Annotated in this window: 14 protein-coding genes; 12 read left to right on the top strand and 2 right to left on the bottom strand. The window is 63.1% G+C overall.

All coding sequences use genetic code 11. From position 1 onward, the window contains the following. Window position 1 precedes the first annotated feature (1 nt). The gene (locus tag NU688_RS28945; protein ID WP_257864281.1) at window positions 2-760 is read left to right on the top strand and encodes a GntR family transcriptional regulator; all 759 of its coding nucleotides are present in this window, start codon (window positions 2-4) and stop codon (window positions 758-760) included. 13 nt (window positions 761-773) lie between these two features. On the opposite strand, the gene NU688_RS28940 is transcribed toward NU688_RS28945, so the two are convergent. Next, window positions 774-1,667 (bottom strand): DMT family transporter, encoded by an 894-nt coding sequence (locus NU688_RS28940; RefSeq protein WP_257864280.1) that lies wholly within the window; start codon window positions 1,665-1,667, stop codon window positions 774-776. Window positions 1,668-1,675: 8 nt separating this feature from the next. Beyond that, window positions 1,676-4,819, bottom strand: a complete 3,144-nt coding sequence (gene uvrA / locus NU688_RS28935; protein WP_257864279.1) for an excinuclease ABC subunit UvrA — start codon at window positions 4,817-4,819, stop codon at window positions 1,676-1,678. Between the two features lie 158 nt (window positions 4,820-4,977). Here uvrA and ssb point away from each other — a divergent pair, with 158 nt between their 5' ends. From ssb to NU688_RS28880, 11 genes are all read left to right on the top strand, one after another. Continuing rightward, complete coding sequence (gene ssb, locus NU688_RS28930; protein WP_257864278.1) at window positions 4,978-5,544, top strand: single-stranded DNA-binding protein; 567 nt, start codon at window positions 4,978-4,980, stop codon at window positions 5,542-5,544. A 143-nt stretch (window positions 5,545-5,687) separates the two neighbouring features. Continuing rightward, on the top strand, window positions 5,688-5,924 hold the full coding sequence (locus tag NU688_RS28925; protein WP_257864277.1) for a hypothetical protein: 237 nt from the start codon (window positions 5,688-5,690) through the stop codon (window positions 5,922-5,924). A gap of 503 nt (window positions 5,925-6,427) precedes the next feature. Further along, entirely contained in the window at window positions 6,428-9,952 is a 3,525-nt protein-coding gene (locus NU688_RS28920) for a hypothetical protein (RefSeq protein ID WP_257864276.1), read from the top strand. A gap of 113 nt (window positions 9,953-10,065) precedes the next feature. Next, window positions 10,066-11,637 (top strand): hypothetical protein, encoded by a 1,572-nt coding sequence (locus tag NU688_RS28915; RefSeq protein WP_257864275.1) that lies wholly within the window; start codon window positions 10,066-10,068, stop codon window positions 11,635-11,637. 46 nt (window positions 11,638-11,683) lie between these two features. Beyond that, a complete protein-coding gene (locus NU688_RS28910) occupies window positions 11,684-18,130 on the top strand; it encodes an Ig-like domain-containing protein (protein ID WP_257864274.1) in 6,447 nt (2,148 codons plus the stop codon). Between the two features lie 13 nt (window positions 18,131-18,143). Next, window positions 18,144-18,770, top strand: a complete 627-nt coding sequence (locus tag NU688_RS28905; RefSeq protein WP_257864273.1) for a glutaredoxin domain-containing protein — start codon at window positions 18,144-18,146, stop codon at window positions 18,768-18,770. Continuing rightward, complete coding sequence (locus tag NU688_RS28900) at window positions 18,767-23,344, top strand: RHS repeat-associated core domain-containing protein (RefSeq protein ID WP_257864272.1); 4,578 nt, start codon at window positions 18,767-18,769, stop codon at window positions 23,342-23,344. Before NU688_RS28905 ends, NU688_RS28900 begins: the two co-directional genes overlap by 4 nt. 12 nt (window positions 23,345-23,356) lie before the next feature. Further along, the gene (locus NU688_RS28895) at window positions 23,357-24,043 is read left to right on the top strand and encodes a hypothetical protein (RefSeq protein ID WP_257864271.1); all 687 of its coding nucleotides are present in this window, start codon (window positions 23,357-23,359) and stop codon (window positions 24,041-24,043) included. A gap of 122 nt (window positions 24,044-24,165) precedes the next feature. Next, window positions 24,166-24,987: a DUF4240 domain-containing protein gene (locus tag NU688_RS28890; protein ID WP_257864270.1), complete on the top strand. Its 822-nt coding sequence runs from the start codon at window positions 24,166-24,168 to the stop codon at window positions 24,985-24,987. Window positions 24,988-25,062: 75 nt separating this feature from the next. Continuing rightward, the gene (locus tag NU688_RS28885; RefSeq protein WP_257864269.1) at window positions 25,063-25,419 is read left to right on the top strand and encodes a hypothetical protein; all 357 of its coding nucleotides are present in this window, start codon (window positions 25,063-25,065) and stop codon (window positions 25,417-25,419) included. A 70-nt stretch (window positions 25,420-25,489) separates the two neighbouring features. Continuing rightward, a partial coding sequence (locus tag NU688_RS28880; protein ID WP_257864268.1) for a hypothetical protein occupies window positions 25,490-26,522 on the top strand: 1,033 nt, incomplete at its 3' end.

Genomic DNA, 26,522 nt, shown 5'->3' with positions numbered 1-26,522 from the left:
CGTGAACAGTCCCAACGACATCTCGACCGTGCTCGACCGCAACTCCGAGTCCCCGCTTTGGGCCCAGTTCCGCGATGCACTGCGCCTGCAGATCCTGCAGGGCGTGCTGCCCATCGGCGCCAAGCTGCCGTCCGAAGCCGAGCTGGGCGACCAGTTCGGCATCTCTCGCATCGTGGTGCGCGAGGCCCTGGCCGACCTGGTGCGCAACAACCTCATCTACAAGATCAAGGGCCGCGGCGCTTTCGTGTCGGCACGCGAGCGCGACGAGGATTTCGTCTCGACCGTGCTCGGCTTCTCCGACGAGATGGAGCGCAAGGGCCGCTCGGTGCGCACGCAGATCCTCACGCAGGAACTGCGCGCGCCCACCGAGCAGGAGGCCGCATCGCTGGGGCTCACCGAACCCGATGCACAGGTCGTGGCGCTCAAGCGCCTTCGCAGTGTCGATGGCGAGTTGCGCCTGCTGGTCGAGACGGTGGTGCCCGCGGACCTCGCGCCCGGGCTGCATCGCACGCGGCTCGATGACCGTTCGCTCTACGACGTGCTGCGCCGCCAGTACGGCCTGCGTCTGGTGCGCGCCGAGCGCTGGATCGATGCGGTGCTACCCGATGCGGCGACCTGCGAACTCCTCGATCTGCCGCAGCCCGAGCCGTTGCTGCGCATCGAGTCGATTGCCTATGGTGCGAACGGCCGGCCGCTGGAGCACTACCGCGCGCTGCACCGCTGCAAGGAGAGCCGCCTGCACGTGCAGACGACGACCTGAGTTTTGTGCCCCGTCAGGCCTTGGCGGTGTTGCTGCGCGCGGGCCAGAGCACGGAGGCGATCGCCACCATCATCAGCGCGACCGCGACCCAGTCCTGCCAGTGCACGACCTCGCCAAGCCACACCGCGCCGCTGAACACGCCGAGCACGGGGATGAACATCACGCTCAAGGTCGAAGCCACCGGCGGCAGGCCGCGCGCGAGATAGAACCACGCGGCATGCGCGAAGCCGAAGATCAGCACTGCGTTGTAGAGGATCGATCCCCAGGTCACCTGGCTTGGCCAGTGCCACTGGTCGCGCTCGAAGAGGAACGAGAGCACCGTCATCACGACGGCCGTCATCGCCGTCATCCAGAACGAGAGCGTGAGCGTCGGCAGCCCGATGCGCGTGTGGCGCAGCAACTGCGTGCCCAGCGCCCACGTCGCGGCCGCCACCAGCGCGAGCGCCACGTAGCCGGGACGCCCCGCGAGGTCGGTGAGCTCGTGCCACAGCAAGAGGCCTACGCCGACCGCGCAGGCGCCCACGCCGATCCATGAACGCCGCGTGAGAACGGCGGAGAACAGCAGCGCGCCGATCACCGCCGAGAACACCGGCATCGTGTACCCCAGGATCGCCGCGCGCCCGCCCGACAGCGCCTTCACCGCAAGGATGATGCAGGCGTGCCAGACGAACATGTTGGTCGCGCCCAGCCAGACCAGCTCGGGCCACGCGCTGCGCGGTACGCGGAACGGCACCTTCATCCACACCAGCGCGAGGCCCAGCACCGGCAGGCCGAGCCAGATCGAGATCGCGCGGAAACCGAGCGGCGGGTAGTCGGCCACGCCGAGCTTCATCACCGGCCAGTTGAAACCCCATGCGAGGGTCAGGAGGACGAGCAGGACGAACTGGCGCGGGGTGAAGGAAGGCATCGCGAGGCTTACAGCAAACGCTTGAGATAACGCCCCGTATGGCTCGCCTCGTTCGCCGCGATGTCCTCGGGTGTGCCTTCGCCCACCACCGTGCCGCCGCCGGCGCCGCCTTCGGGGCCCATGTCGATGAGCCAGTCAGCGGTCTTGATGACGTCCAGGTTGTGCTCGATCACGACGATCGTGTTGCCCGCGTCGCGCAGCTGGTGCAGCACCTTCAGCAGCAGCTCGATGTCGGCGAAGTGCAGGCCGGTGGTCGGCTCGTCCAGGATGTAGAGCGTGCGGCCCGTGTCGCGCTTGCTCAGCTCCAGCGCGAGCTTCACGCGCTGCGCCTCGCCGCCCGAGAGCGTGGTGGCCGACTGGCCGAGCTTGATGTACGAGAGGCCCACGTCCAGCAGCGTGCGCAGCTTGCGCTCGATGGTCGGCACGGCCTTCAGGAACTCGTGCGCGGTCTCCACCGTCATCTCGAGGATCTGCGCGATGTTCTTGCCCTTGTACTGGACCTCGAGCGTCTCGCGGTTGTAGCGCTGACCGTGGCACACCTCGCAGGGCACGTACACGTCGGGCAAAAAGTGCATCTCGACCTTCACCACGCCGTCGCCCTGGCAGGCCTCGCAGCGCCCGCCCGCCACGTTGAAGCTGAAGCGGCCCGGGCCGTAGCCGCGCTCGCGCGCGGTGTTGGTCTCGGCCATCAGTTCGCGGATCGGCGTGAACAGGCCCGTGTAGGTGGCCGGGTTGCTGCGCGGCGTGCGGCCGATGGGCGACTGGTCGACGTTGATGACCTTGTCGAAATACTCGATGCCCTCGACCGACTCGTGCGCGGCCGGCTCTTCGTGCGCGCGGTACAGCGTGCGGGCCACGGCGGTGTAGAGCGTGTCGTTCACCAGCGTCGATTTGCCGGAGCCCGAGACGCCGGTCACGCAGGTCAGGAGGCCCACCGGGAAGGCCACGCTCACGTTCTTCAGGTTGTTGCCGGTGGCGCCGACCACGCGAATCTCCTGCAGGTCGGTCTGCGAGGCCAGGTGGGCCGCTTCGCGCGCGGCACGCCGTTCGGCCGCGGGGCTCTGCGGAAAGCGCGAGGTTTTCTTGCCTTCGTTGAAGGCCGGCTTCTTCACGGCCGGCAGCCACGCGGTGCGATGCTTCGGCACCTCGATCTTCTTCGTGCCCGAGAGGTACTGGCCGGTGAGCGAATCGGGGTTGGCCGACACCTCGGCGTACGTGCCCTGCGCCATCACGCGCCCGCCGTGCACGCCGGCGCCGGGGCCCATGTCGATCACGTGGTCGGCGGCGTGGATCATGTCCTCGTCGTGCTCGACCACGATCACGCTGTTGCCGATGTCGCGCAGGTGCTTCAGCGTGCCGATGAGCCGGTCGTTGTCGCGCTGGTGCAGGCCGATGCTGGGCTCGTCGAGCACGTACATCACGCCCGTGAGGCCCGAGCCGATCTGCGAGGCCAGGCGAATGCGTTGCGCCTCGCCGCCCGAGAGCGTCTCGGCGCTGCGGTCCAGGCTCAGGTAGTTGAGGCCCACGTCGTTGAGGAATTTCAGGCGCAGGCCGATCTCGCGCACCACCTTGTCGGCGATGTCAGCCTTGGCGCCGCGCAGCTTGAGCGTCTGAAACCAGGCGAGCGAGTCGCGCAAGGTGAGGTGGCTCAGTTCGAAGATCGCCATGCGTGGCGGTTCACCGCCATCCGCCGGTCGGGCCGACTCATCGACCAGGAACACATTGCGCGCTTCACGCCGAAGGCGCGAGCCGCCGCAATCGGGACAAGGCTGCAGGTTCCGAAAGCGCGCGAGGTCTTCGCGCACCAGCACCGAATCGGTCTCGCGGTAGCGCCGCGTCATGTTGGGGATGATCCCCTCGAAGGGATGCTTCTTCGTGAGCTTTTTGCCCGCGAAGTTGCCCGACTCCATGGTGTAGTTGAACTTGATCTCTTCGGCCGCCGAGCCGTGCAGCAGCACCTGCTGCACCGAGGCGGGCAGCGATTCGAAGGGCGCGTCCACGTCGAACTTGTAGTGCTTCGCGACGCTCTCGATCATGCTGAAGTAATAGCCGTTGCGGCGGTCCCAGCCCTTGATGGCGCCGCTGGCGATCGACAGCGACGGAAAGGCCACCACCCGCGCCGGATCGAACACCTCGCGGTGGCCGAGGCCGTCGCAGCTCGGGCACGCGCCCACGGGCGAGTTGAACGAGAAGAGGCGCGGCTCGAGTTCCGAGAGCGAGTAGTGGCAGATCGGGCAGGCGAACTTGGCGTTGAACAGATGCTCCTTGTCGGCCACGCCCGCAGCGCCATCGGCGCTGCCTTCCGGCCTTGCGCCCAGCTCGAGCGCAATCGCACGGCCTTCGGCCAGGCGCAGCGCGGCCTCGAAGCTCTCGGCCAGTCGCTGCTGCATGTCGGGGCGGGCGCGCAAGCGGTCGATGACCACGTCGATGTCGTGCTTCTCGGTCTTCTTGAGCTTGGGGAGGTCGTTGTATTCGTAGGTCTGGCCGTCGACGCGGAAGCGCACGTAGCCCGCGGCCTGCATCTCGGCGAAGAGCTCTAGGAATTCGCCTTTTTTCTCGCGCGCGACGGGCGCCAGGATCAACAGGCGCGGCTCGTCGGGAATGGCGAGCGTGGCGTCGACCATCTGCGAGACCGTCTGCGCCTGCAGCGGCAGGTGGTGGTCGGGGCAGTAGGGCGTGCCGGCGCGGGCGTACAGGAGGCGCAGGTAGTCGTGGATCTCGGTCACCGTGCCCACGGTGGAGCGCGGGTTGTGGCTGGTGGCCTTCTGCTCGATGCTGATCGCAGGCGACAGGCCCTCGATCACATCGACGTCGGGCTTGTCCATCAACTGCAGGAACTGCCGCGCATAGGCTGAGAGGCTTTCCACGTAGCGCCGCTGCCCTTCGGCATACAGCGTGTCGAAGGCCAGGCTCGACTTGCCCGAGCCCGACAGGCCGGTGATCACCACCAGCTTGTTGCGCGGGATGTCCAGGTCGACGTTCTTCAGGTTGTGGGTGCGCGCACCGCGGATGCTGATGCGCTGCTGCGCCAGCACCGCGCCGAGGTAGGTGTCGCGTTCGCGCTGTGCGTCGCGTGCGCTTTCCTCGTGGGCGGCGAGTTCTTCAGTGGCTTTGGAATTCAAGGGGGCGATCGTCCGAGGGCAACCGGACATGATAGTCCGAGCGGCATTTCATGGCGAGCGGGCGGGTTCGGGCGGATTCACCGGGCGGTGTTTTCCGGCTGCCCGGCGGCGGGACCCGGCCGGCCGGCATCGGGCACAATCTCCGGTTCTCTTCCTCCTCCTTCATCTACTTATCAGGGGCAGTGCATATGGCATCGGTCAATAAAGTCATCGTCGTCGGCAATCTGGGTCGCGACCCCGAAATGCGTACCTTCCCGAGCGGCGACCAGGTCGCGAACGTCACAGTGGCCACCACCGATCGCTGGAAAGACAAGCAAAGCGGCGAAATGCGCGAAGCCACCGAATGGCACCGCATCGTCTTCAACGGCCGCCTGGCCGAAATCGCCGGCCAGTACCTGCGCAAGGGCTCGCAGGTGTATGTCGAAGGCTCCTTGCGCACGCGCAAGTGGACCGACAAGGACGGCATCGAAAAATACACCACCGAAATCCGCGCCGACCAGATGCAGATGCTGGGCAGCCGCCAGGGCCAGGGCGGCCCGTCGGGCGGTCCGGAAGACGACGGTGGGTATTCGCAAGGTGGCGGAGGTGGCGGTGGCTACTCGCAGGGTGGCAACGGTGGTGGCGGCGGTGGTGGCTACGCGCCCCGCGCTCCGGCTGCCGCTGCGGCACCCCGGGCGCCTTCGGCTGCGCCGCGCCAGGCACCGGCCAAGTCGTCGTCGGGCTTCGACGACATGGACGACGACATTCCGTTCTAAATAAAGCCGACTTTCCCGGATTCATGAACAAGAGCCAGACGCCGTGAGGCGTCTGGCTCTTTGCATTTCTGGGCAGCTGTCGGGCTTGTAGGCACTCGGGGGGAAAAGGTGCCGAACCGAAACGGCGGCCTGCCTGTCATCCGATGGCTTGGCGCCTGTGGCGACCTACGCGTTCAAACAACGGCAGCTGCACCGTGCAATCGGTTGAGCAAAACATAACGATCGGATTGCCCGAGCAGGTGCTTCGTGAATTTTCTCTGCCGTATGTGTTGCACAGCAATTCGCTATCTGAACGGCCACGCATTCTGGAAAACCCAGCTCCTGCTGAAATAACCATCGATGACTTGATCCTGGTTGATTTACCAGTTGATTTTTTGTGAAATTTAATTCACGTCAATTCAATTGATTTCAGGAAGATGAGAGGAGCCTTCTGTCGGAAATCATTTGTGCAAGCGTGTCCCTTTTAATATCGTTTTTGGTCATTTCGATCATTTTCAGGTGGGGTTACTGCTGTTAGATTTCGTAAAAGTTCTCTTGAAGAACGATACAAGAATCAGCAGGGAGGGAATACCTTGAGCCATAGCCCGTTGCTTTCGCAGCGCTGGATTGCCACGTCTGAATCGTTTGTTCGATTGCAGACAGGCCTTTCCATGATTTGCCCGAAGACCATCTTCGGTGCAAGCGGTTTGCGCTCGAGGTTTTTTTGATTCCGGGCCTTTTTTTAGCGCTGAGAGTGCTTCGCAATTGGCGAAGAGGCGCGCTTGTTTTTTTATTGGCATTGGGTGCGGTATTGGCGGGTATGACGTCGGTCTCCGCTCAAACTGCGGTTTCGGGGCCGATTTCGACTTCTGCCCGCTGGACACTCGCCGCCAGCCCTTATGTGGTGAGCGGGGTGGTCACCGTGCAGGGCGCTGCGGTCCTGACGATCGATCCCGGCGTGGTTGTCTACATGGGTGCAGGCGCCGAACTCCGGATCGAATCCGGCAAGTTGCTCGCCCAGGGTGAAGCCGCCCGGCCGATCAAGTTCACGTCGGAAAAGGTGCGCTCGGGCGCCAACCCGGCAGCCGGCGACTGGGGGCAACTGGTGCTTGCAGCCGGCGCCACCGGAAGCGCCATCCAGCACACTGAAATCGCCTATGGCCGAGGCCTGTCGGTTTCCGGCGCGGCGGTGGCATTCGACAACGTGCGCCTCTTCAATCATGCCGCGGCCGCCATCTCGGCCGATCTGACGGCGAGCCTCAGCGGCTCGGGCAACCAGGCGGCCGGCAACACATTGAATGCGGTGGTGGTTCCGTCCGGCGATGTCACGGGCACCACCCGCTTCGGCCTGCGAGGCATTCCGTACCTGGTGCGTTCGGGGACTTTGTCCGTCGGCGCGTCGCCGACCATCGACACCGTCAATCCCGGCAGCATTCTTGCGGGCGAGACGGCGACGCTGTCGATCACCGGCAAGCGCCTCAGCGGTGCCGTTTTGCCGAAATGGTCGCTGGCCGGGCTCACCACGCAAGTGCTTCCCGATGCCAGCGACACGAAGGTTCAACTGAAGGTCGAGGCCGCGCTGACCGCAACCCCGGGCAGTGCCGACCTCACGCTGCTGACCGACGCGGGCGAGGCGGTCGGGACCAACGCGTTGATCGTGCAGCGCAATCAACCGCGCATCACCGCACTCAATCCATCGAGTTTCTTCACCGCCGCGGGAGCGGGCAGCTTCACTGTCACCGGTACCTTCTTCGCCAAAGCGTCGGTCGTCGAACTCGACGGCCAGGCGCTCGCCACCACGTACAACGCCGAGACGCAACTCACGGCCGCGCTGCCCGAGCAATCGGTCGCCGGCTCGCGCAGCGTGCGCCTGCGCACGCCCGACCCGCTCAAGGCCGGGGCCTTCCTGACGTCGAACGTTCTGCCGCTCAACGTGGTGCAGGCGAAGGCAGCTTTCGCCCCGGCAACGGCATCGATGTTCGCGGGCGCTTCGCAGACCATCGCGCTGCAGTTGCCTTTCAATGCGCCGGCGGGTGGCCTCGAATTCAACCTGACATCGACCGCACCCGCCATTGCGACGGTGCAGCCGAGCGTTGTCGTCGTTCCGGCCGGCTCGAAGACGGCGAATTTCCAGGTGCAGGGCGTGGACGTCGGCGAAAGCCAGGTGGTCGTCGCGCGCTCGGCCTGGGCCAATGCGACCCTGCCGGTGGCCGTGATCCAGCCGCCCGTGACGCTCGCCTACGAGCCTGTCGCTTCGGCGCTGGTCGGCGTGATGGTCGGCACCGAAACGAAGCCGGTGCTGCTCCAGTCGGTCGACGGTCTTGCCTCTCCTCTCGTCGGCGTTGCGTTCGGCACCTATGCCAAGCAGCTCACGCCGGCGGCGGCGGTGGTCGGCACTTCGCTCACGCTGAAGGTAGAGGGTGAAGGGCTGGGCGCGGTGTCTGCGATGCAATTCGTTCCGGCGGATGGCCTCACGGTCGGCATTCCGTCCGTCAGCGCCGACGGCAAACTCCTGAGCGTCAGCGTGGTCATCGACGCAGCTGCCACAAAGTCCACGCGCCGTGTGATCCTGTCCTCGGCCACTGGGCGCGTGCCGTTCACCACGGCGACCGGCGATCAGTTCGTGGTGGCTGCACCGGCGCCGCGCATCGATTTCGTCAACCCGAACGTCGTGACCGCGGGCCAGTCGGCCGTGAAGCTCTCCATGGGTGGGCAAAACCTGCGCGACATCCAGTCGCTGCGATTCGAACCGCCGCAAGGCGTCGTGGCGATCGATGCGCCCGTCGCGAACGCGGACGGCACGCAGATCGACATCACGGTCCAGACCGATGCCGATGCAAAGAGCGGGCCGCGCACCGTTGTCGTCACGACGGCCGGCGGCGAATCGTCTGTTGCGCCGACGCCGGGCAACACCTTCCAGGTGGCACGCGAGATCGGTGCGAACTACCGCGACCTGAGCTCGCCGATGGTCGGCGTGCAGGTTGGCGCCATCTCCGTTCCGCAAGAGCAGGCCGTCGGGCCGGTCATCTCGGCGCAGGTGGGCGTGATGGTGGGCCAAGCGCCTGCGGCTTCCGGGCAAAGCGTCGATCCGGTGACGTCGCCGCTGGTGGGGCTGGTGGTTGGTTCGGGCGCGTTCGAGATGACGCCGGCGGCCGGCAGCGTGGGGACCAGCGTGAACGTCGTGGTGCAGGGCACGGGCCTGTCGTCCGTGACCGCTGTCGAGATGCTTCCCGCGAACAACCTGACCGTCAGCAAGGTCGTGGCCAACACGGCGGGCACGCAACTGAGCTTCACGGTTGCCATCGATGCGGCGGCAGACAAGACGGTGCGCCGCGTTGTGCTCAAGACCTCCGATCCCGCCAATCCGGTGGTCCCGTTCCTGCTGTCGGCCAAGTCGCAGTTCCTCGTGGCGGCGCAGCTGCCGGTGGTCGACATCTCGGTCACACCGCAGGTCGTGGTGGCGGACGGGCCTAGGGTCGATCTCATCGTGCGCGGCCGCAACCTGCGCGACGTGCTGGGCGTGCGCTTCGTCCCGCCGCAAGGCATCACCGCGCTGGGAACGCCTGTCGCCAATGCGGACGGCACGTCGATGCTGGTCAGCGCGCAGGCCAGCGCCGATGCCAAGACAGGCCCGCGGGTGCTGGTGGTGAAAACGGTCGCCGGCGAGTCGTCGGAGGTGTCGATTCCCGCGAACACGGTGCAGGTGGCGCGCAAGGTCGAAGGGCCTTTCAACGATGTGAGCTCGGCGCTGGTGGGGGTGATGGTCGGTACGCCGGCTGTCGATCCGCTCGTCCGCGAGGCTTATGCCCCCGCCGTTGGTGTTGTCGTGGGGCCGGTGGTCACGGCCATCAACCCGCCCGGCTTGGTCAAGGGGACTTCCGGCACGCTCGTGGTCAGTGGCTTTGCGCTGGCAGGTGCCACCGCGGCGAGCCTCACACCCGTTGCGGCGGAAGGCCGCGTGACCTTGGGCAAACCTGTGGTCAATACCGCGGGCCTGGAGGCGAGCGTGCCTTTCAAGGTCGAACTCGGCGCGACAAGTGCCAACCATCGGTTCAACCTGCTGGACGCAACCGGTGCGCGCATCCCGACGCTGACGGATGCCTCGCTGCAACTGCGCGTGCTGGATGCGCCCTCGATCTCTTCGTTCGAGCCCATCGTGATGACGCGGGGCCGCTCCTACACGCTGGTGGTCCGCGGCAGCAACCTCAAGGAAGTGCAGCGCATCGCCATCGAGCCGGCAGCGGACATCACGTCGCAAGACCTGGCGCTGGCCTGGAGCAGCGATTCGCTCGGCGAGAAGCTGACCCTTCGCGTGATCCTGTCGCCAACTGCCGCCACCGGGCCGCGCATCGTTCGGCTCGTCTACCCGGGCGGCATGACGAGCGGACAAAGCGCCACCAGCAACACCCTGAGTGTGGAGAAGCCATGAAAACCGTCCGGAACCCACTGCTGCCAGGGCGCACCGTGTGCGCTCTCCCCGACCTGTCTCGTCCCGATTCTTCGCTTCATTCAGCGCTCAACGATTTATCCAAGGAGTCCACCATGCACTCAAAAACCCAAACCCCTGCCCTCACCGTCGAGCGGGTGCTGCGATTGAGCATCGTGGCCCGCGCCCTGTTTGCATCGACCCTGCTCGCATCCGTCGGCATGGCGCATGCGGCCTTCAGCAGCGGCAGCACCGGGGCCGATGGCGAACTCAACCCGGCGGTATCGACCGAAATCGTGTTGCCGCCTTCGGGGATCCTGAACTACAAGTCGATCAACATTCCGAAGGACGTCATCGTGACGTTCAAGAAGAACGCGCTGAATACGCCGGTGCAACTGCTGGCCAGCGGCGATGTCACCGTGACCGGCACCATCGACATTCGCGGTGGGTCAGGCAAAGCCACGGGGACGGCGGGCGATGGGAATCAGGCGGACGACGGCCTGCCCGGGCTCGGCGGGCCCGGCGGCTTCGACGGGGGGCGGGGCGGCAGGGAAGATGCCAAGTCCCAGCCGGAGGTGATTCGCGGTGGCGCAGGCCTCGGGCCGGGCGGTGGGATCGGGGGGTACGAGCGCGCGGAAGGCACTTGTTTCGGCGGAGCCTATTACCACCGGTATGGCGGTGGAGGTGCCTTCGCTGGAGCCGGCGGGTCCCGTGGTCAAGGCAGCTGCGCGTCGACGTCAGTCGATCAACGTTTTGAAGTGGCGAAAGCTTATGGCTCCGCAGCCTTGGTGCCGTTGATCGGTGGTTCGGGTGGCGGTGGGGGCAAGGGAAATACGATCTATCCAGGCTCCGGCGGCGGTGGGGGGGGCGGTGCAATTCTCATTGCTGCCAGCGGGACGCTCACCATCACCGGAACAATCAACGCGTCAGGTGGCCACGGCGGTGATCTGGTGGTGCCGAGCGGAGTTGATGACTCGGATGGGGGTGGGGGCTCAGGTGGCGCCATCAAGCTTGTTGCCACGGCAATCAAGGGCGCGGGCACTCTCGTGGCAACGGGGGGGTGCTGGAACAACAACGGAGACACCGGCTACTACTATTGCACCGCCGACTACCCCGCGGGCAGTGCGGGCCGTATCCGCCTGGAAGGCGACAGCATCACCTATACGGGCGCTTCCACCCCGATCTACACAAGCGATGTCCCCGGCCCCATCACCGTCGCAAAACCCCCTTCGATCCGCATCGCTTCGGTAGGCGGAACCAAGGTGCCCGCTGCCCCGACCGGCAATGCCGATGTCGCGCTGCCCGCCACCACCACCGACGACGTCGCGGTGGACTTCGAGACGGTCAATGTGCCCACCGGCAACACGATCAGGCTGCGTGTTGTGCCTGCTTACGGCATCGCGGTGGAAACGCTGAGCCCGGCCATCACGGGCACCGCGGCCAGCGGCAAGACCAGCGTCAAGGTCAAGCTACCCCAGGGCCCGAGCGTCCTGCAGGCCATCACCAGCTACACCGTCACCGTCGCCCAGGCCGAATCGCTCTCACGCTTTGCAGAGAACGAAAAGGTCGAGCGCGTCGAACTGGTCGCGTCGATGGGCCAGGAAAGCACCGCGCAGCTGATCACCGCCAGCGGCAAGCGCTACACCGTGCCTGCCTCGGTGCTGCAGCTGGTCGGCCTCGCAGGCTGATCGCGCGCCCCCCAGCGACAACAAGAACCACACCCAGGGAGCGACAGTGGCGGATGCACGGCAGTGGCAGGAGAGCGTGGGGCGTGGTGCGGTCAGCGGTGACCGGCCGGGTGAGCCGCGTTCCGTCAGGACTGCGCCGCCGCCGCCGTTTGCACTTTCGCACACGCCACCGCCGCTGCGTTCGCGTTTCAAGCGCGTGGTCTCGGCCATCGTGGCGCTGGCCATGCTCGCGCCGTCGCTGGGCTCGGTGGCGCATGCCGCCGAACTGATCCTCGACGAAGGCGTCGTCGTCAAGTTCGGCGCCGATGCCCAGTTGGTCGTGCGCGACAAGCTCAGCGCCGGCGCCGCCGTCACGCTCACCAGCGTCAACGACGACACGACCGCCGGCCAGACGAATCCCACGGCCGGCACGCCGGCTGCCGGCAGCTGGCGCGGTCTCAGCATCGAGAAGACATCGACCGCTTTCGGCCAGCCGGCGTTGAACGGCCTTACCCTGCGCTATGGCGCGGGCCTGTCCGTGCGCGGCGCGAGCCCGGCGCTGCAGTTCATGCAGCTGACCGACAACACGGTCGGCCTGCGCCTGCTCGATGGCGCCAAGCCCGCCATCGCCGGCTCCAGCTTCCTGCGCAACGGCATTGGCATCGAAGCGCTCGGCGGCAGCGTGCCGAACGTCACGACCACGCAGTTCTCGCAGAACACCAGCTTTGCGATCACCAATGCGACCCCGGTCACCGTCATCCAGGCGACGGGCAACTGGTGGGGCCATGCGAGCGGGCCGCGCGATGCCGCGAACAATCCGAAAGGGCAGGGCGATGCCGTGTCGACGGGCGTCAACTACAGCAGCTATCTGGCCCAGGCGCCGCTGATCAGCCCGAGCATCCGACTCGTGGCGCCGGCGGCGTTCTACGCGACCAACACGCTGCAGCTCGAACTCGCGTGCGTGAACGCCACCGAATACCGCATCGCCGAGAACGGCGAGTTCGCGGCGGCAACCTTCGTGCCGCTGACGGGCGGCAAGGCCGTCATCGACTACGCCGCATCGGCGGGCGACGGCCGCAAGACCATCGGCGTGCAGTTCCGCAACGCCGCGGGCACGGTGGTGTCGGCCAACCTCACCAACCCCGCGGCCACCAACACCGCGACCGTGCTCATCGACAGCGCGGTGCCGGTGGTCAGCATCAACAACCCGGCGGCCGGCAGCGTGCTGGCAAAGCCGATCGCGGTCGAGGCCACGGCCACCGATGCGGGCGGCCTGGTCAAGGTGGTGTTCTATCTCGACGGCCAGGTGGTTTCGACGCAGACGACGATCTCGCCGTCGGGCAGCTACAGCTACGCGTGGAACACCGACAACAGCGCCAACGGCGACCACACATTGCGCGTGGTGGCCACCGACGAGGCCGGCCGCAGCAGCGAGCAATCGCGCGTGGCAACGGTGTCCAGAACGCCACCGGCACCGGACACCGCCGGCCCCGCCATCGCCAACGTGCGGCTCGATGGCGCGGCACTGACCGACGGTGCCACCCTGACCCGCGATGCGGTGGTTACCGCCGAAGTGACGGACCGCAGCGGCGTGGCCCGCGTCGAGCTGCTGCTCGATGGCCAGACCGTCGCCACCCCGACGGGTTCCGGCGGGCAGTACAGCGCGCCGTTCAGCATTGCCGGCGTTGCCAATGGCAGCCATGCGCTCGCATGGCGCGCGGTCGACTCGCTGAACAACGTCGGCACCGCCAGCTACAAGATCACCGTCGCGCATGCGGCGCCCGACGCGCCTGTCATCACCAGCCCCAAGACGGGGCTGACCACGCGCACCGCCACCTTGCCTGTGACCGGCACCTCTGCCGCCGGAAGCAGCGTGCAGCTGCTGGTCAATGGCCAGCCATCCGGCCCGTTGTTGACCACCAGCAACGGCGCATTCAGCGGTGCGGTCACGCTCGTTTCCGGCGGCAACAAGGTGCAGGCGATCGCCAGCGATGCCTACGGCAAGAGCGCCCCGTCGGCCGCGGTGTCGGTCACGCTCGATGCCACGGTGCCCTCCAGTCCGGGCAATCTGGCGGCGAGCGCACTGGTCGATGGCAAGGTCCGGCTGACGTGGACCCGCTCCACTGATCCGAACGCCATCGGCTACGACCTCTATCGCTCGCGCAGTGCCTTCGCCGACATCGGCGCGGCCACCAAGGCGAACACATCGCCGATCACCGGCACCGTCTACGAAGACCTGCCCAAGCCCGACGGCGCATGGTTCTACCGGCTGGTGGCGGTCAACGCCGTGTTCACGCCCTCTGTGCCGACCGACCAGGTGCAGGTGCTGGCCGACGGCACAGCCCCCAAGGCCGTCTCGGTGGTGTACCAACCACTGGGCAAGGTGGACGCTGCGTCCGGCCGCATAGGCCAGGGCAAGGTCAACGTGCAACTGACGGTCAGCGAAGAGCTGCAGACGGCGCCTTATCTGGCGGTGGTGCCCGCGGGCGGCACGCCGATCGTGCTGGAGCTGACCAAGGCCAGCGCGACCAGCTACACGGGCGCCTTCTTCGTGGACGCCAACACGCCCTCGGGCACGGCCAACGCGCTGTTCTCCGCGCGCGACACGGTGGGCAACCGCGGCACCGAGATCGGTGGCGGAGCCACGCTCAAGATCGACACCGAAGGCCCGGCGCTGTCTTCCATCACGCTGAACCCGGGCGCGCCCATCAAGGTTGGCGCGGCAACCACCGTGCAGGCCACCTTCGTCTTCAGCAAGGCCCCCAAGTCCGGCGCCACGCCGCAGGTGAAGTACCTCTTGTCCGGCCCCAAGCGCGAGGCCACACCGATTGCCGGCCTCAGCGCCGTCGACGCCACCACCTGGAAGGCCAGCTTCGTGCTGCCCAAGGATGCAGGTCTCGCCGCACCCGAGATCCTGAGCTTCAGCAGCCAGGCGCAGGACGACCTGGACAACGTCTCCACCCGCGTGAGCGCGGCCAACCGCTTCCAGGTCTACCAGGGCAAGCTGCCGCCCGCCGGCGCACCGCTGCTGCTCACCGGCCAGGCCCTGCCCGGCGGCAAGGCCTCCCTCACCTGGCAAGCCGTGGACGAAGCCTTCGCCTACCAAGTCTACCGCAAGGGTCCGAGCGACACGGCACTGGTGGCGCTCGCACGCGCCAGTGGCGCGACCCATATCGATCAGACACCGGCCGACGGCCGCTACACCTACGCCGTCGCATCGATCCGCAAGTCCAACGACGAAGAAACCGTCTCCAGCCAGAGCGCCACGGTGGACGTCACGACCATTGCCAATGGCCCTGGCGCACCGCAAAACCTCGCGCTGCTGCTTACCGGCCAAGGCATCAAGGCCACCTGGCAGGCCCCCGTCGCCAGCGCCGTCGACTACTACAACCTCTACCGCGCCAGCGGCACCAGCATCACCAGCGCGGCCGGTCTCACACCGCTCAAGACGCGCGTGAAGAACCCCATCACCTACGACCCGCAACCGTCTCCGAGCCAGGGCGCCTACGTCGTCACCGCCGTCGATGCCGCGGGCAACGAGTCGGCTGTGTCCAACTCGGCCTACCTCAACGCGAGCCTGCTGCCCGTGGTCGACCTGCGCGTCGAGCAGATCGGCAACGCCCTGCCCGTCATCTCATGGAAGGCGCCCAACGGCAGCCTCGCGGGCTACAACGTGTACGTCGGACCCGAAGCCAAGCAGATCAAGCTCACGCCGAGTCTCATCAAGGCCACCACCTTCAGCGACAGCGGCTTCTCCGGCGGCGAGCGCCGCTACACCGTCGCCAGCGTCGACAGCGCCGACAAGGAGATCAAACGCAGCCTGACGTTGCCGGCTGTCAGCACCGAGATCGTCTCGGGCCTGCCCCTCAAGCGCGGCATCATGAACAAGGTGCAGGTCCAGGTCGTCAACACCTCCGCCAGCGCCGTCACCAACGCCCGCGTGGTCGTGCGCCTGCCCATCAACCGCGATGCCACCCAGTTCGCCGACCACAAGTCCGAGCCCTTCGACCTGGGCAGCAACCAAACCCAGCTGGTGAGCGTCGTCGTCGGCGGCTATGCCGACCTGCCCGGCCAGGCCCAGGCCCAGGTTGGCCTGGAGAGCAGCCCCAACGAAGGCGAAACCGTCAAGATCGCGCGCAACCAGACGCTCGAAGTGGGCGACAGCGCCCTCGTCGTGGGCATGTCCACCGGCGAGTTCACGCGCGGCGCCACCGGCAAGGTGCGCCTGACCATCGAGAACACCTCCGAGGTCGAGGTGGAGTTCCTCACCGCCACCGCCGGCGGCAGCAATCCCTCGAACGAACTGCGCTTCAAGATCCTGGACGCCGACGGCAACGTGCTGGCCACCCAGCCCTACAAGCAAGCCGTGGGCGCCAACGTCGTCACCCTCACCAACGGCCAGACCGTCGCGCGCATCCCGGCCGGCGCCAGCTACACCTCCGACCAGTTCGAGCTGGCCGTGCCCGGCTCCAGCCCCAACAGCATCCGCGTGAAGCTGGAAGTGGACAAGATGCGCTACCACAGCGGCCAGGACGACCAGGTCGTCATCGCCGGGCGCGGCAGCGAGAAGGCCGTCTCCCTCATGGACACCGCCTACGTGGGCGAGATCACCAACGTCACGCCGCTGAGCTCCTTCGGCGACCAGGACATCGTTATCACCGGCCGCGCGCTGGCACGCGCAAGCAACCCGTCCGGCAGCAACCAGGCACTGCCCAACACGCGCCTGAAGCTCGTCTTCAACCAGCAGGGCTTCGAGCGCGTCTTCAGCGTGCTCACCGATGCCAGTGGTGCGTTCACCTACACCTTCCAGCCCACGGCGACCGACGCCGGCCTCTACAAGATCAGCGCCATCCATCCGGACCTGACCGACCGCCCCGAGCAGCGCAGCTTCACCATCAACCGCGTCACCTTCGGCCCCACGCCGTTCAAGGTCGATGTGCCGCGCAACTACAGCTACCCCGTGCCCTTCGTCGCCCGCTCGGGCGCCGGCACCACCGCTACGAACATGCGCTTCGTGCTGGAGGCCAGCGCCCAGCCCACCGGGCAGCTGCCCGTCGGCATCAACCTGCAGCTGCCTCCGCCGGCGAGCATCGGCGAGCGCGCCCAGGTCAACATCCCCGTCGTCTTCAGCGCCAGCAACGAAGCATTGGCCTCGGGCAGCGTCATCCTGAGCGTGTACAGCGATGAGCGCCCGCAAGGCGCCGGTGCGCCCATCGGTCTGGTGCGCATCAACTACGCACTGAGCGAGGCCAAGGCGTATCTGGTGAGCACGCCCAGCTTGATCGAGACCGGCATGTCGCAAGGCGCCAACCAGATCGAGAGCGTGACCGTGCAGAACAAGGGCACGCAGGATGCGCTCGCCCTAGCCTTCACGCTGACCAAACCCGATGGCGGGGCAGTACCAAGCTGGGTCAACCTCTCCAGCAACGCCGACGGCAACCTGGCCGTGGGCGAGAAGCGCACCGTGGACATCGCCTTCAAGCCGCCCACGGGCCTGCAGGAGGGCGTGTACGAGTTCCGCCTGAACGTGCAGGGCACCAACGTGCCCGCGCAGAGCCTGAACATCTATGCGAGCGTCACGCAAAGCGGCAAGGGGAACGTGCTGTTCCGCGCGAGCGACATCTACACCGCCACGCTGGACAAGCAGGGCCGCCTGATCCCGGGCCTGGCCGGCGCGAACATCACACTGCAGAACGAGGACGTCGCGAGCGTGAGCCACCAGGGCACCACCGACGCCTTGGGCGAGGCCTACTTCCAGGACATCCCGGCCGGGCGCTACACCTATCGCGCGCGCGCCAACAACCACCAGGAAGTGGCAGGGCGGCTGCAGATCAAGCCGGGCATCACGCTCACCCAGCCGATCTTCCTGAACTACAACCTCATCACGGTGGAGTGGAGCGTGCGCGAGGTCACGATCCAGGACCGCTACGACATCACCATCGATGCGACCTTCGAGACGGATGTGCCGGCGGCGGTGGTGGTGATGCAGCCGAGTTCGGTGAACCTGCCCAAGATGAACCCGGGCGACGTGTTCTACGGCGAGCTCTCGCTGACCAACCACGGCTTGATCCGTGCGGATGGCGTCAAGCAGCAACTGCCCGCGAGCGACGCGAACTTCCGCTACGAATTCCTGGTCGAGGTGCCCACCGAGCTGCAGGCCAAGCAGCGCGTGACCATCCCGTACCGGGTCGTGGCCCTGCAGTCGCTGGACACACCGGCCAACGCGGGCAATGCGAGCGGGGGCGGCTGCTACAGCTACAGCAACACCACGCGCGTGAACTACGACTTCACCTGCAAGAACGGGGAGCAGTCCAACGGCAGCACGTCCACCAGCTGGTTCAACAACTCCAGCAGCAGTTGCCCTTCGGGTGGTGGCGGAGGCGGAGGCGGCGGCGGTGGGGGCTGGGGCGGAGGCGGCTTCGGCGGTGGCATCGGTGGAGGTAGCACGTCCATTCCGCTGCCGGGCAAGAAGTGCGTGGCCGTGCCCGGCGGCAAGACGTACTGCAAGCTGTAGCAGGGAAACGCTCATGCCAACCATCTGTCCCAAGTGCCAGCTCGTTCGTCCCGAGAACGCGAGCGTGCCAGTCTGGCAGTGCCCCGGCTGTGGCGTGGCCTACAACAAAGCCGCCGATGCGTCGTGGGCGCCCCGGCAGTCCGCGGACCGGCGGCCCTACAGGCAGATGCACGCAGCGTCGGGAGACGGTGGGTTCGCCTGGTTCAAGTGGGTGCTGCTTCTTGCGTTGATCGCGGGCTGCTATGTCGGCTACCAGAAGCTGCAGCAGCGCGGCTGGACAAGCGAGAGCGTGCGCGGCATTGCTTCGCGCCTGGGCCGCGACGACAGCCCCGAGCAGCTTGCTGCCCTGGCGGCCGGAACCCAGCCGGGCGACATCTTCGTCTTCAGTGCCGACTGGTGCCCCAACTGCCGCGAAGCCAAGAGGTGGATGGAGCAGAACGGCTTCAGGTACGAGCAATGCGACATCGACAGGGACCATGGTTGCCAGGCGCGCCTGGCCAGCCTGGGCGGCGACGGTGTTCCCTATTTGATCGTCAGGGGCCGTCATATGAAGGACGGATTCGATTCCGAGGAGTTTGTCGCGGCGCTTCGCAGCGGCACGCAGGGCAGATCTAGAAAGCAGCAGGGAGCAGGACAGTGAAGATCGCAAGTGTCGTTTGGGGGAAAGCGCATCGCGCATGGGGTACAGCAGGGTTTGCCGCCATGCTGGCCATGGGCGTCGCCGTGTCCGCGCTGGCCCAGGTCACGGTCGCTCCTCCCAACGGCACCCTGAGCGCGGATGTCGTCGACCTGAGCGTGCAGACCTCCGCTGGCCCGGTCGAATGGAAGCGCAGCTTCAACGGCACCGGCTGGCGCTTCAACCGCCATTGGGACGGTATCTCGGCCAGCTACAAGCCCGTCATGACCCAGAACACCGGCGGCGGTGCGCCCGGGATGAGCGACGGCAGCCAGGGCAGCGCGCCCTCGACCTGCTGGATCTGGGTCGACGAGGACTGGCAGCCCGGCGATGGCGTGACGGTTCCGGCCGGCGGCAGCACTCCGGCGCTGGCGGTGCCCCCTGAAACCTACTTGCCCGCCAACCGCAGCTACAACCAGACAGCCGTGGCGCTGGACACGGTGATCACGACGGGCTTTGCGAGCGGGTGCGCGAGCATCGGCGGCAACCCCGTGGGCAACTCCAGCGAAGTCATCGAAGGCTATCGCCGCCAGAGCACCTTGTACGTGGGCGCGGGCGGCACCTACATCTTCAAGAACCGCTTCACGCTGCAAAAGCAACCCATCCAGAAGCTCGCCCCTGTTGCCTTGCCCATTGTTGGCGGCAGCGTGAGCTTCGTGGGGCTGACGAGCGTTGCGAGCGGCTGGCGCTGGTCCGACAGGGCCGGCGACTGGGCCGAGTACGACGACGACGGGCGCATCAGCCGCTACGGCGACAAGAACAACAACACGGTGTGGCTGCAGCGCAATGCGGCCGGGCAGATCGTGCGCATCGTCGATGGTGGGGCGGGAGGGGTGTCCACCAGCGGCAACGTGATCATCACGCTGCACTACGACGCCAAGGGTTACTTGGAGAAGGTCAAGGACTGGCCGCCGGCGGGCAGCAACAGCCTGGACGTGCCGCAGCGCACCGTGACCTACATCTACGACACGCAGGGTCGCATGACGGGCGTCACCGACGTGCGGGGCAACACCACTGCCTACGCGTACGACGGCAAGCAACGGTTGACCAAGACCACCGACCCCAGGGGTGGGGAGACCAAGCTGACTTATGACACCGAGGGCACGAGCGTCAAGAGCGTGACGGCGGCCGATGGCGGCGTCACGGACTACAGCTCGAGCTGGGACAGCACCAAGAAGCTCTTCTATAGCAAGGTACAGGGGCCGGCGACGACGGCCGGGCGAAGGGTCGAGGACTACAGCCATGACCGCGCGGGCGATCTGGTGAAGTACGAGGTCAATGGGCGCATGGAGACCGAGATCAAGCGGGATCCGAGCGCGAGGACCGAGACGCAGACCAACGCCCGGGGATTCGCCACCACGTACACGAGAAACGAGTTCGAGCAGATCACGCAGATCCAGTACCCGGATGGGGCCAAGGTCAGTACGGCGTATGACGCGAAGTCGTTCAATCCTGTCGAGGAGACGGATGAACTGGGAGTCAAGACGCGCTACGAGTACGACCCCAAGGGAAACCTGACCAAGAAGATCGAAGCGGTTGGTCTGGCCGAGCAAAGAGCGACGGAATACGAGCGAGACGGGGCAGGCCGGCCGTCAAGCATCACGGTCAAGGGGCGCCTGGAAGCCAATGGCTCCCTCACACCAGATGCCACTTGGCAATTGGTGTACGACGCCGCCGGTCAAATCAGTCAGACCATTGATCCGGAAGGCGGTCGTCGTAGCTATGTATACAACCGGCTGGGGAAGTTGGCGAAATACACCGATCCATTGGGCAATGCGAGTAGCTATGAGACGGATGCGAAGGGCAACCTCATCAAGGTGACCAATGCCTTGGGGCACGTACGCAGTTTCGACTATGACAAGAACAACAATCCCATAAGCAGCACGGATGCAAAGGGAAAAGCGATCCAAGCGGCCTACGACGCCATGAACCGTCGCATCCAGACAACCAACGAAGTAGGCGGTCAGCAAAAGCGGACATATGACAAGCAAGGCTTGCAGGTTGGTCAGACCGATGAGGACGGTCGGGCTACGGTCATTGGCTACGACACCTTCCGGCGTATCACCAGCGGGACCGATGCGCTGGCCAACGTAACCAGCTACGGTTACCAGATCATCGACGGTACTGCGGCAGGCGGACTGGGGAGTCTTGGGGCACCCACCGAGATTCAGTACCCCACGTTCAAAAAGCAGATCAAGTACGACAGCCGTGAACGGCCAACCAGTGAGACAGTGCTTAATCCCGGCGCCGGAGGCACGCAGACGACTACCAACGGCAAGACCTACGATGCAAAAGGGCAACTCATCGGCGAGCAGGACGCCAACGGCAAGACCCGCAGTTACCGATATGACGCACTGGGCCAGAGGGTGGAAACCACCAATGCCTTGGGTGCGAAGACGCAGATTGCGTACGACTCGCGCGGCAACCTGATTCAGCTCACTGATGCCAAGGGAAACGTAACGAAGTTCGTCTATGACCGCGCCAACCGGCTGACTACTGAGACCTTGCCTTTGGGCCAGAGCACGACCTATCGGTACGATGACGCAGGCAACCTTAGCGAGCGCACTGATCCGGCCGGGACAAAGAAGCAATACATCTACGATGCGGCCAACCGCATCACCAAGGTGCAGCAAATCAAGGCCGGTAGCGTCATCCGCATCGTCAGTTTTACTTGGGACGCGGATAACCATCTCACTGGCTGGAGCGATACGGACGCAACGCGTCCGATAGGCCAGCAAACCACCACCGCGACTCTTGGCTACGACGACGCCGGCCGAAAGATCCGAGAGACCGTCAGTTATCCCAACCCCGCTGGCGAAAGCTACGCCCTAAGTTATGGCTACGAGTACAGCCTCGCGGGCAAGAAAACTCAACTGAATTGGGCGGATGGCAGCGCTATCGACTATGGCTATAGCCAGCACGGCGAGTTGGAGACCGTGAAGATACCTGGCGAAGGCACGATCAGTGTCAACCAATTCAAGTGGATTGCGCCAGCCAAGATCACCTTGCCGGGGGGCGGGACACAGGAAAAGACCTGGGATGGATTGTTGAACCTGAAGGACCTGAAGGCCCGCACTCCGGGTCAACAGACTGTCCTGAGTCTGACCAATACGTACGGCAAATTTCAGGAAATTCAAAGCGCCAAGCGCAGTGATAGCGCTTCAGGCTTGAGCCGAACCCAGGATGCCAGCTACAGCTATGACGACGAACTGCGGCTCACTCAAGTCAAGTCCAACAGTGGGGGGCTTTTGACCGACACCGAGACTTTTGTACTCGACGCCTTGGCCAATCGAACAAGTCACAGCACGACTGGCGATGGGGCTTGGAAATACGATGCCAATAACCGGCTTCTTCAGAGACCCAATACAAACGGCGCCAGTTTGGTGAGTTATGAATATGACGCCAACGGCAATCAGGTGAAAAAAATCGAAGCTACTCGGACCACGAACTTCATCTACGACAGCGACAACCGATTGATCGAAGTGCGTGACGGGTCGAAAAATCTTGTCGCGCGTTACGGTTACGACCCAATGAGCCGGCGCACGTGGAAGGAACAGCATCGCGACAGAGCAGGTAATTTGCTGAGTCAGGCTCGTCGTATATATTTTTTGTACAGCGATGAAGGGCTCATTGCCGAGGCCACGCAGTCGATTAGCTTGAGCACCGATGGGAGCGTGAATGCGATCGACGCACCGGCAATCACTACACAGTATGGTCCCAGACCTGACAGTGAATTCACTACAGGTACTCTGTTCATTAAGACCAGAAACACCAATAACCAAGACGCGGTCGCCTATTACCAGCACAATCACTTGGAGACGCCAATTCAGGCTAATGACAAAGCAGGAAATGTGCTATGGGCAGCCAGCTACAACGCCTTTGGCCAAGTTGCTGTGATCACGCCAGCCGCCACGCAAGAAAACCCTATTGTTATTTCTAATTTAAGACTGCCAGGGCAATACTTTGATGAAGAGACCGGGCTGCATTACAACTGGTTTAGAAGCTACGACCCGCTGCAAGGGCGTTACATATCAAGCGATCCCTTAGGTGTGGGGGCGGGGCTCAATTTCTTTAATTATGCTGCGTCAAACCCTTTGATTGCATATGACCCTACAGGTTTGAGAACGTTAAAAGGCCCATGCATTGAAAATATTCTTGGGCCAAAAAGATATAGAAATTATGACCTCACTGAGGAGGACGTTCTTTTTACGTTGTACAAACCAGGAGTTATTGTAAAGGGGGTTCAGTTCGGTCCAGATATTGATCCACGATCTCCCAAAAACAAACCTATCAAGCCCGGGCTTGATGCGTACTTCGTAATTGATGAGTATGAGTACTATAGGCAAACTGTATATAACATGACCGATGTGTATCAGAAATTTGTTGTGGCCTGCACTTGGATAGAGGAATGTGGTCGTGAAGAGAAAACATTTGTGGAGAGAGAGGAGAAAATTGAAACCATACAAACCCTGAAATCGATATCTGGAATAAAAGAAAGATTCGTAGAGCGAATTATCGAGATCAGCAATCCTTTTTGAAAACGGACGATCATGCGCGCAAAAACTATTGGCTTGTGCATTTCAGTGGTTTTGACAGCCTGCCATCAGAGCGCCGACCCTCAAAGTCTTAGGGATGGTTCAAAAAATACGGGCGCAGCGTACAAAGAAAATCAAACCGGAGATGCTGTCGAGAAATTAATATCGCTGATAGCCAAATCGGATGAAGACGGGGTTGTAGGTCTGCTGAACGAGCTAAAAAAAACCAATACCACTGGATTGATGAATGAGAAGCTTCAGCAATTTTGGGAGTTGAAGGGAGTCGAAAATCCTGCCGCACAAGAATTTCTTATGCGGCCTCGCGTACGCCTGATGTTGGCGGATTTTTTAGTTCAGCTTTGGAACAATGGAAGAATCGATGGGCCCGTGCAGCCCTATGTTTCATACGCGAGAGGTTTTGTGAAGTCGAGCGATGTGGATTTGATCAATTCAGCGGTGGTTTTATTGGGTTTGGCAGGGGAGCATGCTGATGTGAAGGTGTTTGAGGAAATTTTGAGGTCGGAGAATGAAAAGATTTTTTACTCCGCTTCCCTTGCATTTTCAATGAGTTGTTTTGTGAATCAGGATCAATTTGAATCGATGGCGGCGAAAATTCAAATGAATAATCTTAGAGACCACCTTCGCACGGCATGGGGAAGTTATTCTGGATACAGAGAGAGCCGATGCCAAAAGGCTAAATAAAATATCAATCGATAACTTTTTGACTCGAACCTCTTGGCAATCTCGATCATGCGAAATGTTAATTCGTGGTGTGCATGTCCGTCGATGCGATACAAAAAATGCCGAGCGTGTGGATTTAAAATATGCAAACCATGTCAACAATTGAATCGAATATCAAGAGTGAGGGTATCTGGCCCTGGCTGGAGCAAATAAAAAAGAAGTTTCCCGTTTGCCAAGCACTGGAAATAGATTCCATTGAGATTTCAGAGCCTGAACGTGCTGAGATTGGAGCTTCGTATCTGAGAGTCGCTCACCGCCTGGACCGAACGATCATTTATCTGGCCGGATCATTAATTCACGGAAGAAAATTGGGAGACGACTCTTTTTCGGACTTCAGAAACTGGTTGATATGGTGCGGTCTGGAAATCGTTGAAGCCGCAATAACACGTACCGATGAACTGTACGATCGACTGGTTGCCAAAAACTTCAATATAAATAAGCCTTATTGCGAGAATTTGAGTGAGCTTGGTGCCTGGGCACCTCCATCGCGCGAGGTGGAAAGGTCATTGTCTCTGGAGGAATTTCTTGGTGAAAATTACGAGGAGCCCGATGGGCCATTGACGGCAGAATTGCTGGAAAAGAAACTGCCAAAACTCTGGCTTGAATTTGGCAAAGAATTTGGGTCTGAGCAGGATTCAGGGTTGTCGGGTCTTGTTGGGGTCTATATAGGCGAGTTGGGTTTAGTTCGAGTTGGGGATGCGGTGTTTCATAAAAATGGATATGGCGAGGGGGAAATCCTTGAATTGCTGGACAGTGAGGGACTGGTTCTTGCCCGATTTGGACATGAAGAAAAAACATTCCGGCTGGATCCGGAGTTTGTTGATCGCGTAAAGAATAATGGATGCTGCGGCGGATTTCGCCAATCGATGCAGCTTCGAGCACGCAATTCATCAATGAAAAAGTGAATCAGGGAGCAAGGAATGAAGGGAAATCTGTTCGGACGAATCTGCGCAGGTTTATCGTCAAGGACCAGAGGCGCTATGTTTGACAAAAGGAAAAATCTGATTTGCTGGATTGCATTTTTTGTATATGTGGCTGTGGTGTCGGGTTTTGTTATTTGTTTTTCTATAAAAGGCAGCCATCAATATGCTATGTATTTCATAGTTGTTGGTTATTGTTTGATTCCAATTTATCTATCGCACTTCATGAAAGGCGTGTTGGATAAGAGGGGTAAAAGTGATTGGCTCGGGCTGTTGGAGCCAGCTTATGTGAGGTGGTTGTTTTTATCCCCTGAGATCGCTGAGGAGCGAAGTCTGATAAATCTGGCTCGCGCCGTTTTTGTTTTATCAATTGCGGGGGTGATTGCTTTGTTGTTCCATGTTTGGTGGGTTGGTTGAATTTAATGGAAAGTGTGCAGGGGTAATTTAGATTGAAAAATAAATCGTCGAGCGAGAAATGAGGAGAAATATGATTTGGCGATTCGGCGTGGGTGTAGGGATACTGCTCGCTCTGGCGATGCCCGCCGTCGCCCAGGAAACCGTCTGCGCCAGCGTCAAGATCCAGATCAAGCAGCAGCTCACCCTAGAGCGCCAGGCGTTCGACGCCGAGATGAAGATCAACAACACCACTGACAGTGGCGTGATCTCCAACGTCTCGGTGGTGGTCAAGGTCATGGAGGAGAACGGCAGGCCCGTCTCCGTCACCGAAGACCCCAACGCCAGCGGCGCAAAGTTCTTCATCCGCGTCTCCAACAAGCAGGGCATTGCGGACGTCACCGGCACCGGCACCATCAGCCCGGCCACCTCTGCCGTCATCAACTGGCTGATCATCCCGGCCCCCGGCTCGGCAGGCCTCACACCCGCAGGCAAGAAGTACCTCGTGGGCGCCACGCTCAAGTACCGCTACGCCGGTGAAGACCAGACCCTGGAGGTCTCGCCCGACGTCGTCACCGTCAAACCTCTGCCGCTGCTCACGCTCGACTACTTCCTGCCCCGCGAAGTCGAGGCCGACGATCCGCTCACGGCCGAGATCGAACCCGTGGTGCCCTTCACGCTGGGCGTGCGCGTCAAGAACAACGGGCAGGCGGCCGCGCGCAACCTCAAGATCGATTCGGCCCAGCCCAAGATCATCGAGAACAAGCAAGGCCTGTTGATCAACTTCCAGCTCACGAGCAGCTACGTCGACGACGCGCCCGCGCAGAACACCCTGCTCCTGAACTTCGGCGACATCGCCGCCGCCACCAGCAAGACCGGGCGTTGGGTCATGGAGACCTCGCTGTCGGGCAGGTTCACCGAGTTCAAGGCCAGCTTCAGCCATGCGGACGAGCTGGGCGGCGCGGTCACCTCCATCCTGCAGGCGACCAATGCACATCCCCTGATCCGCGATGTGCGCGTCGATCTGCCGGGGCGCGACACCGTGCGCGACTTCCTCGCGGTCGATGGCGACTACATCCGCGTCTACGAATCCGAAGGGCTCGATACGCTGGTCACCGACCGCAGCA

This window comes from Variovorax sp. ZS18.2.2, assembly GCF_024701975.1.
Classification (GTDB): Bacteria; Pseudomonadota; Gammaproteobacteria; order Burkholderiales; family Burkholderiaceae_C; genus Variovorax.
This window is presented reverse-complemented; position numbering and strand designations above follow the sequence as displayed.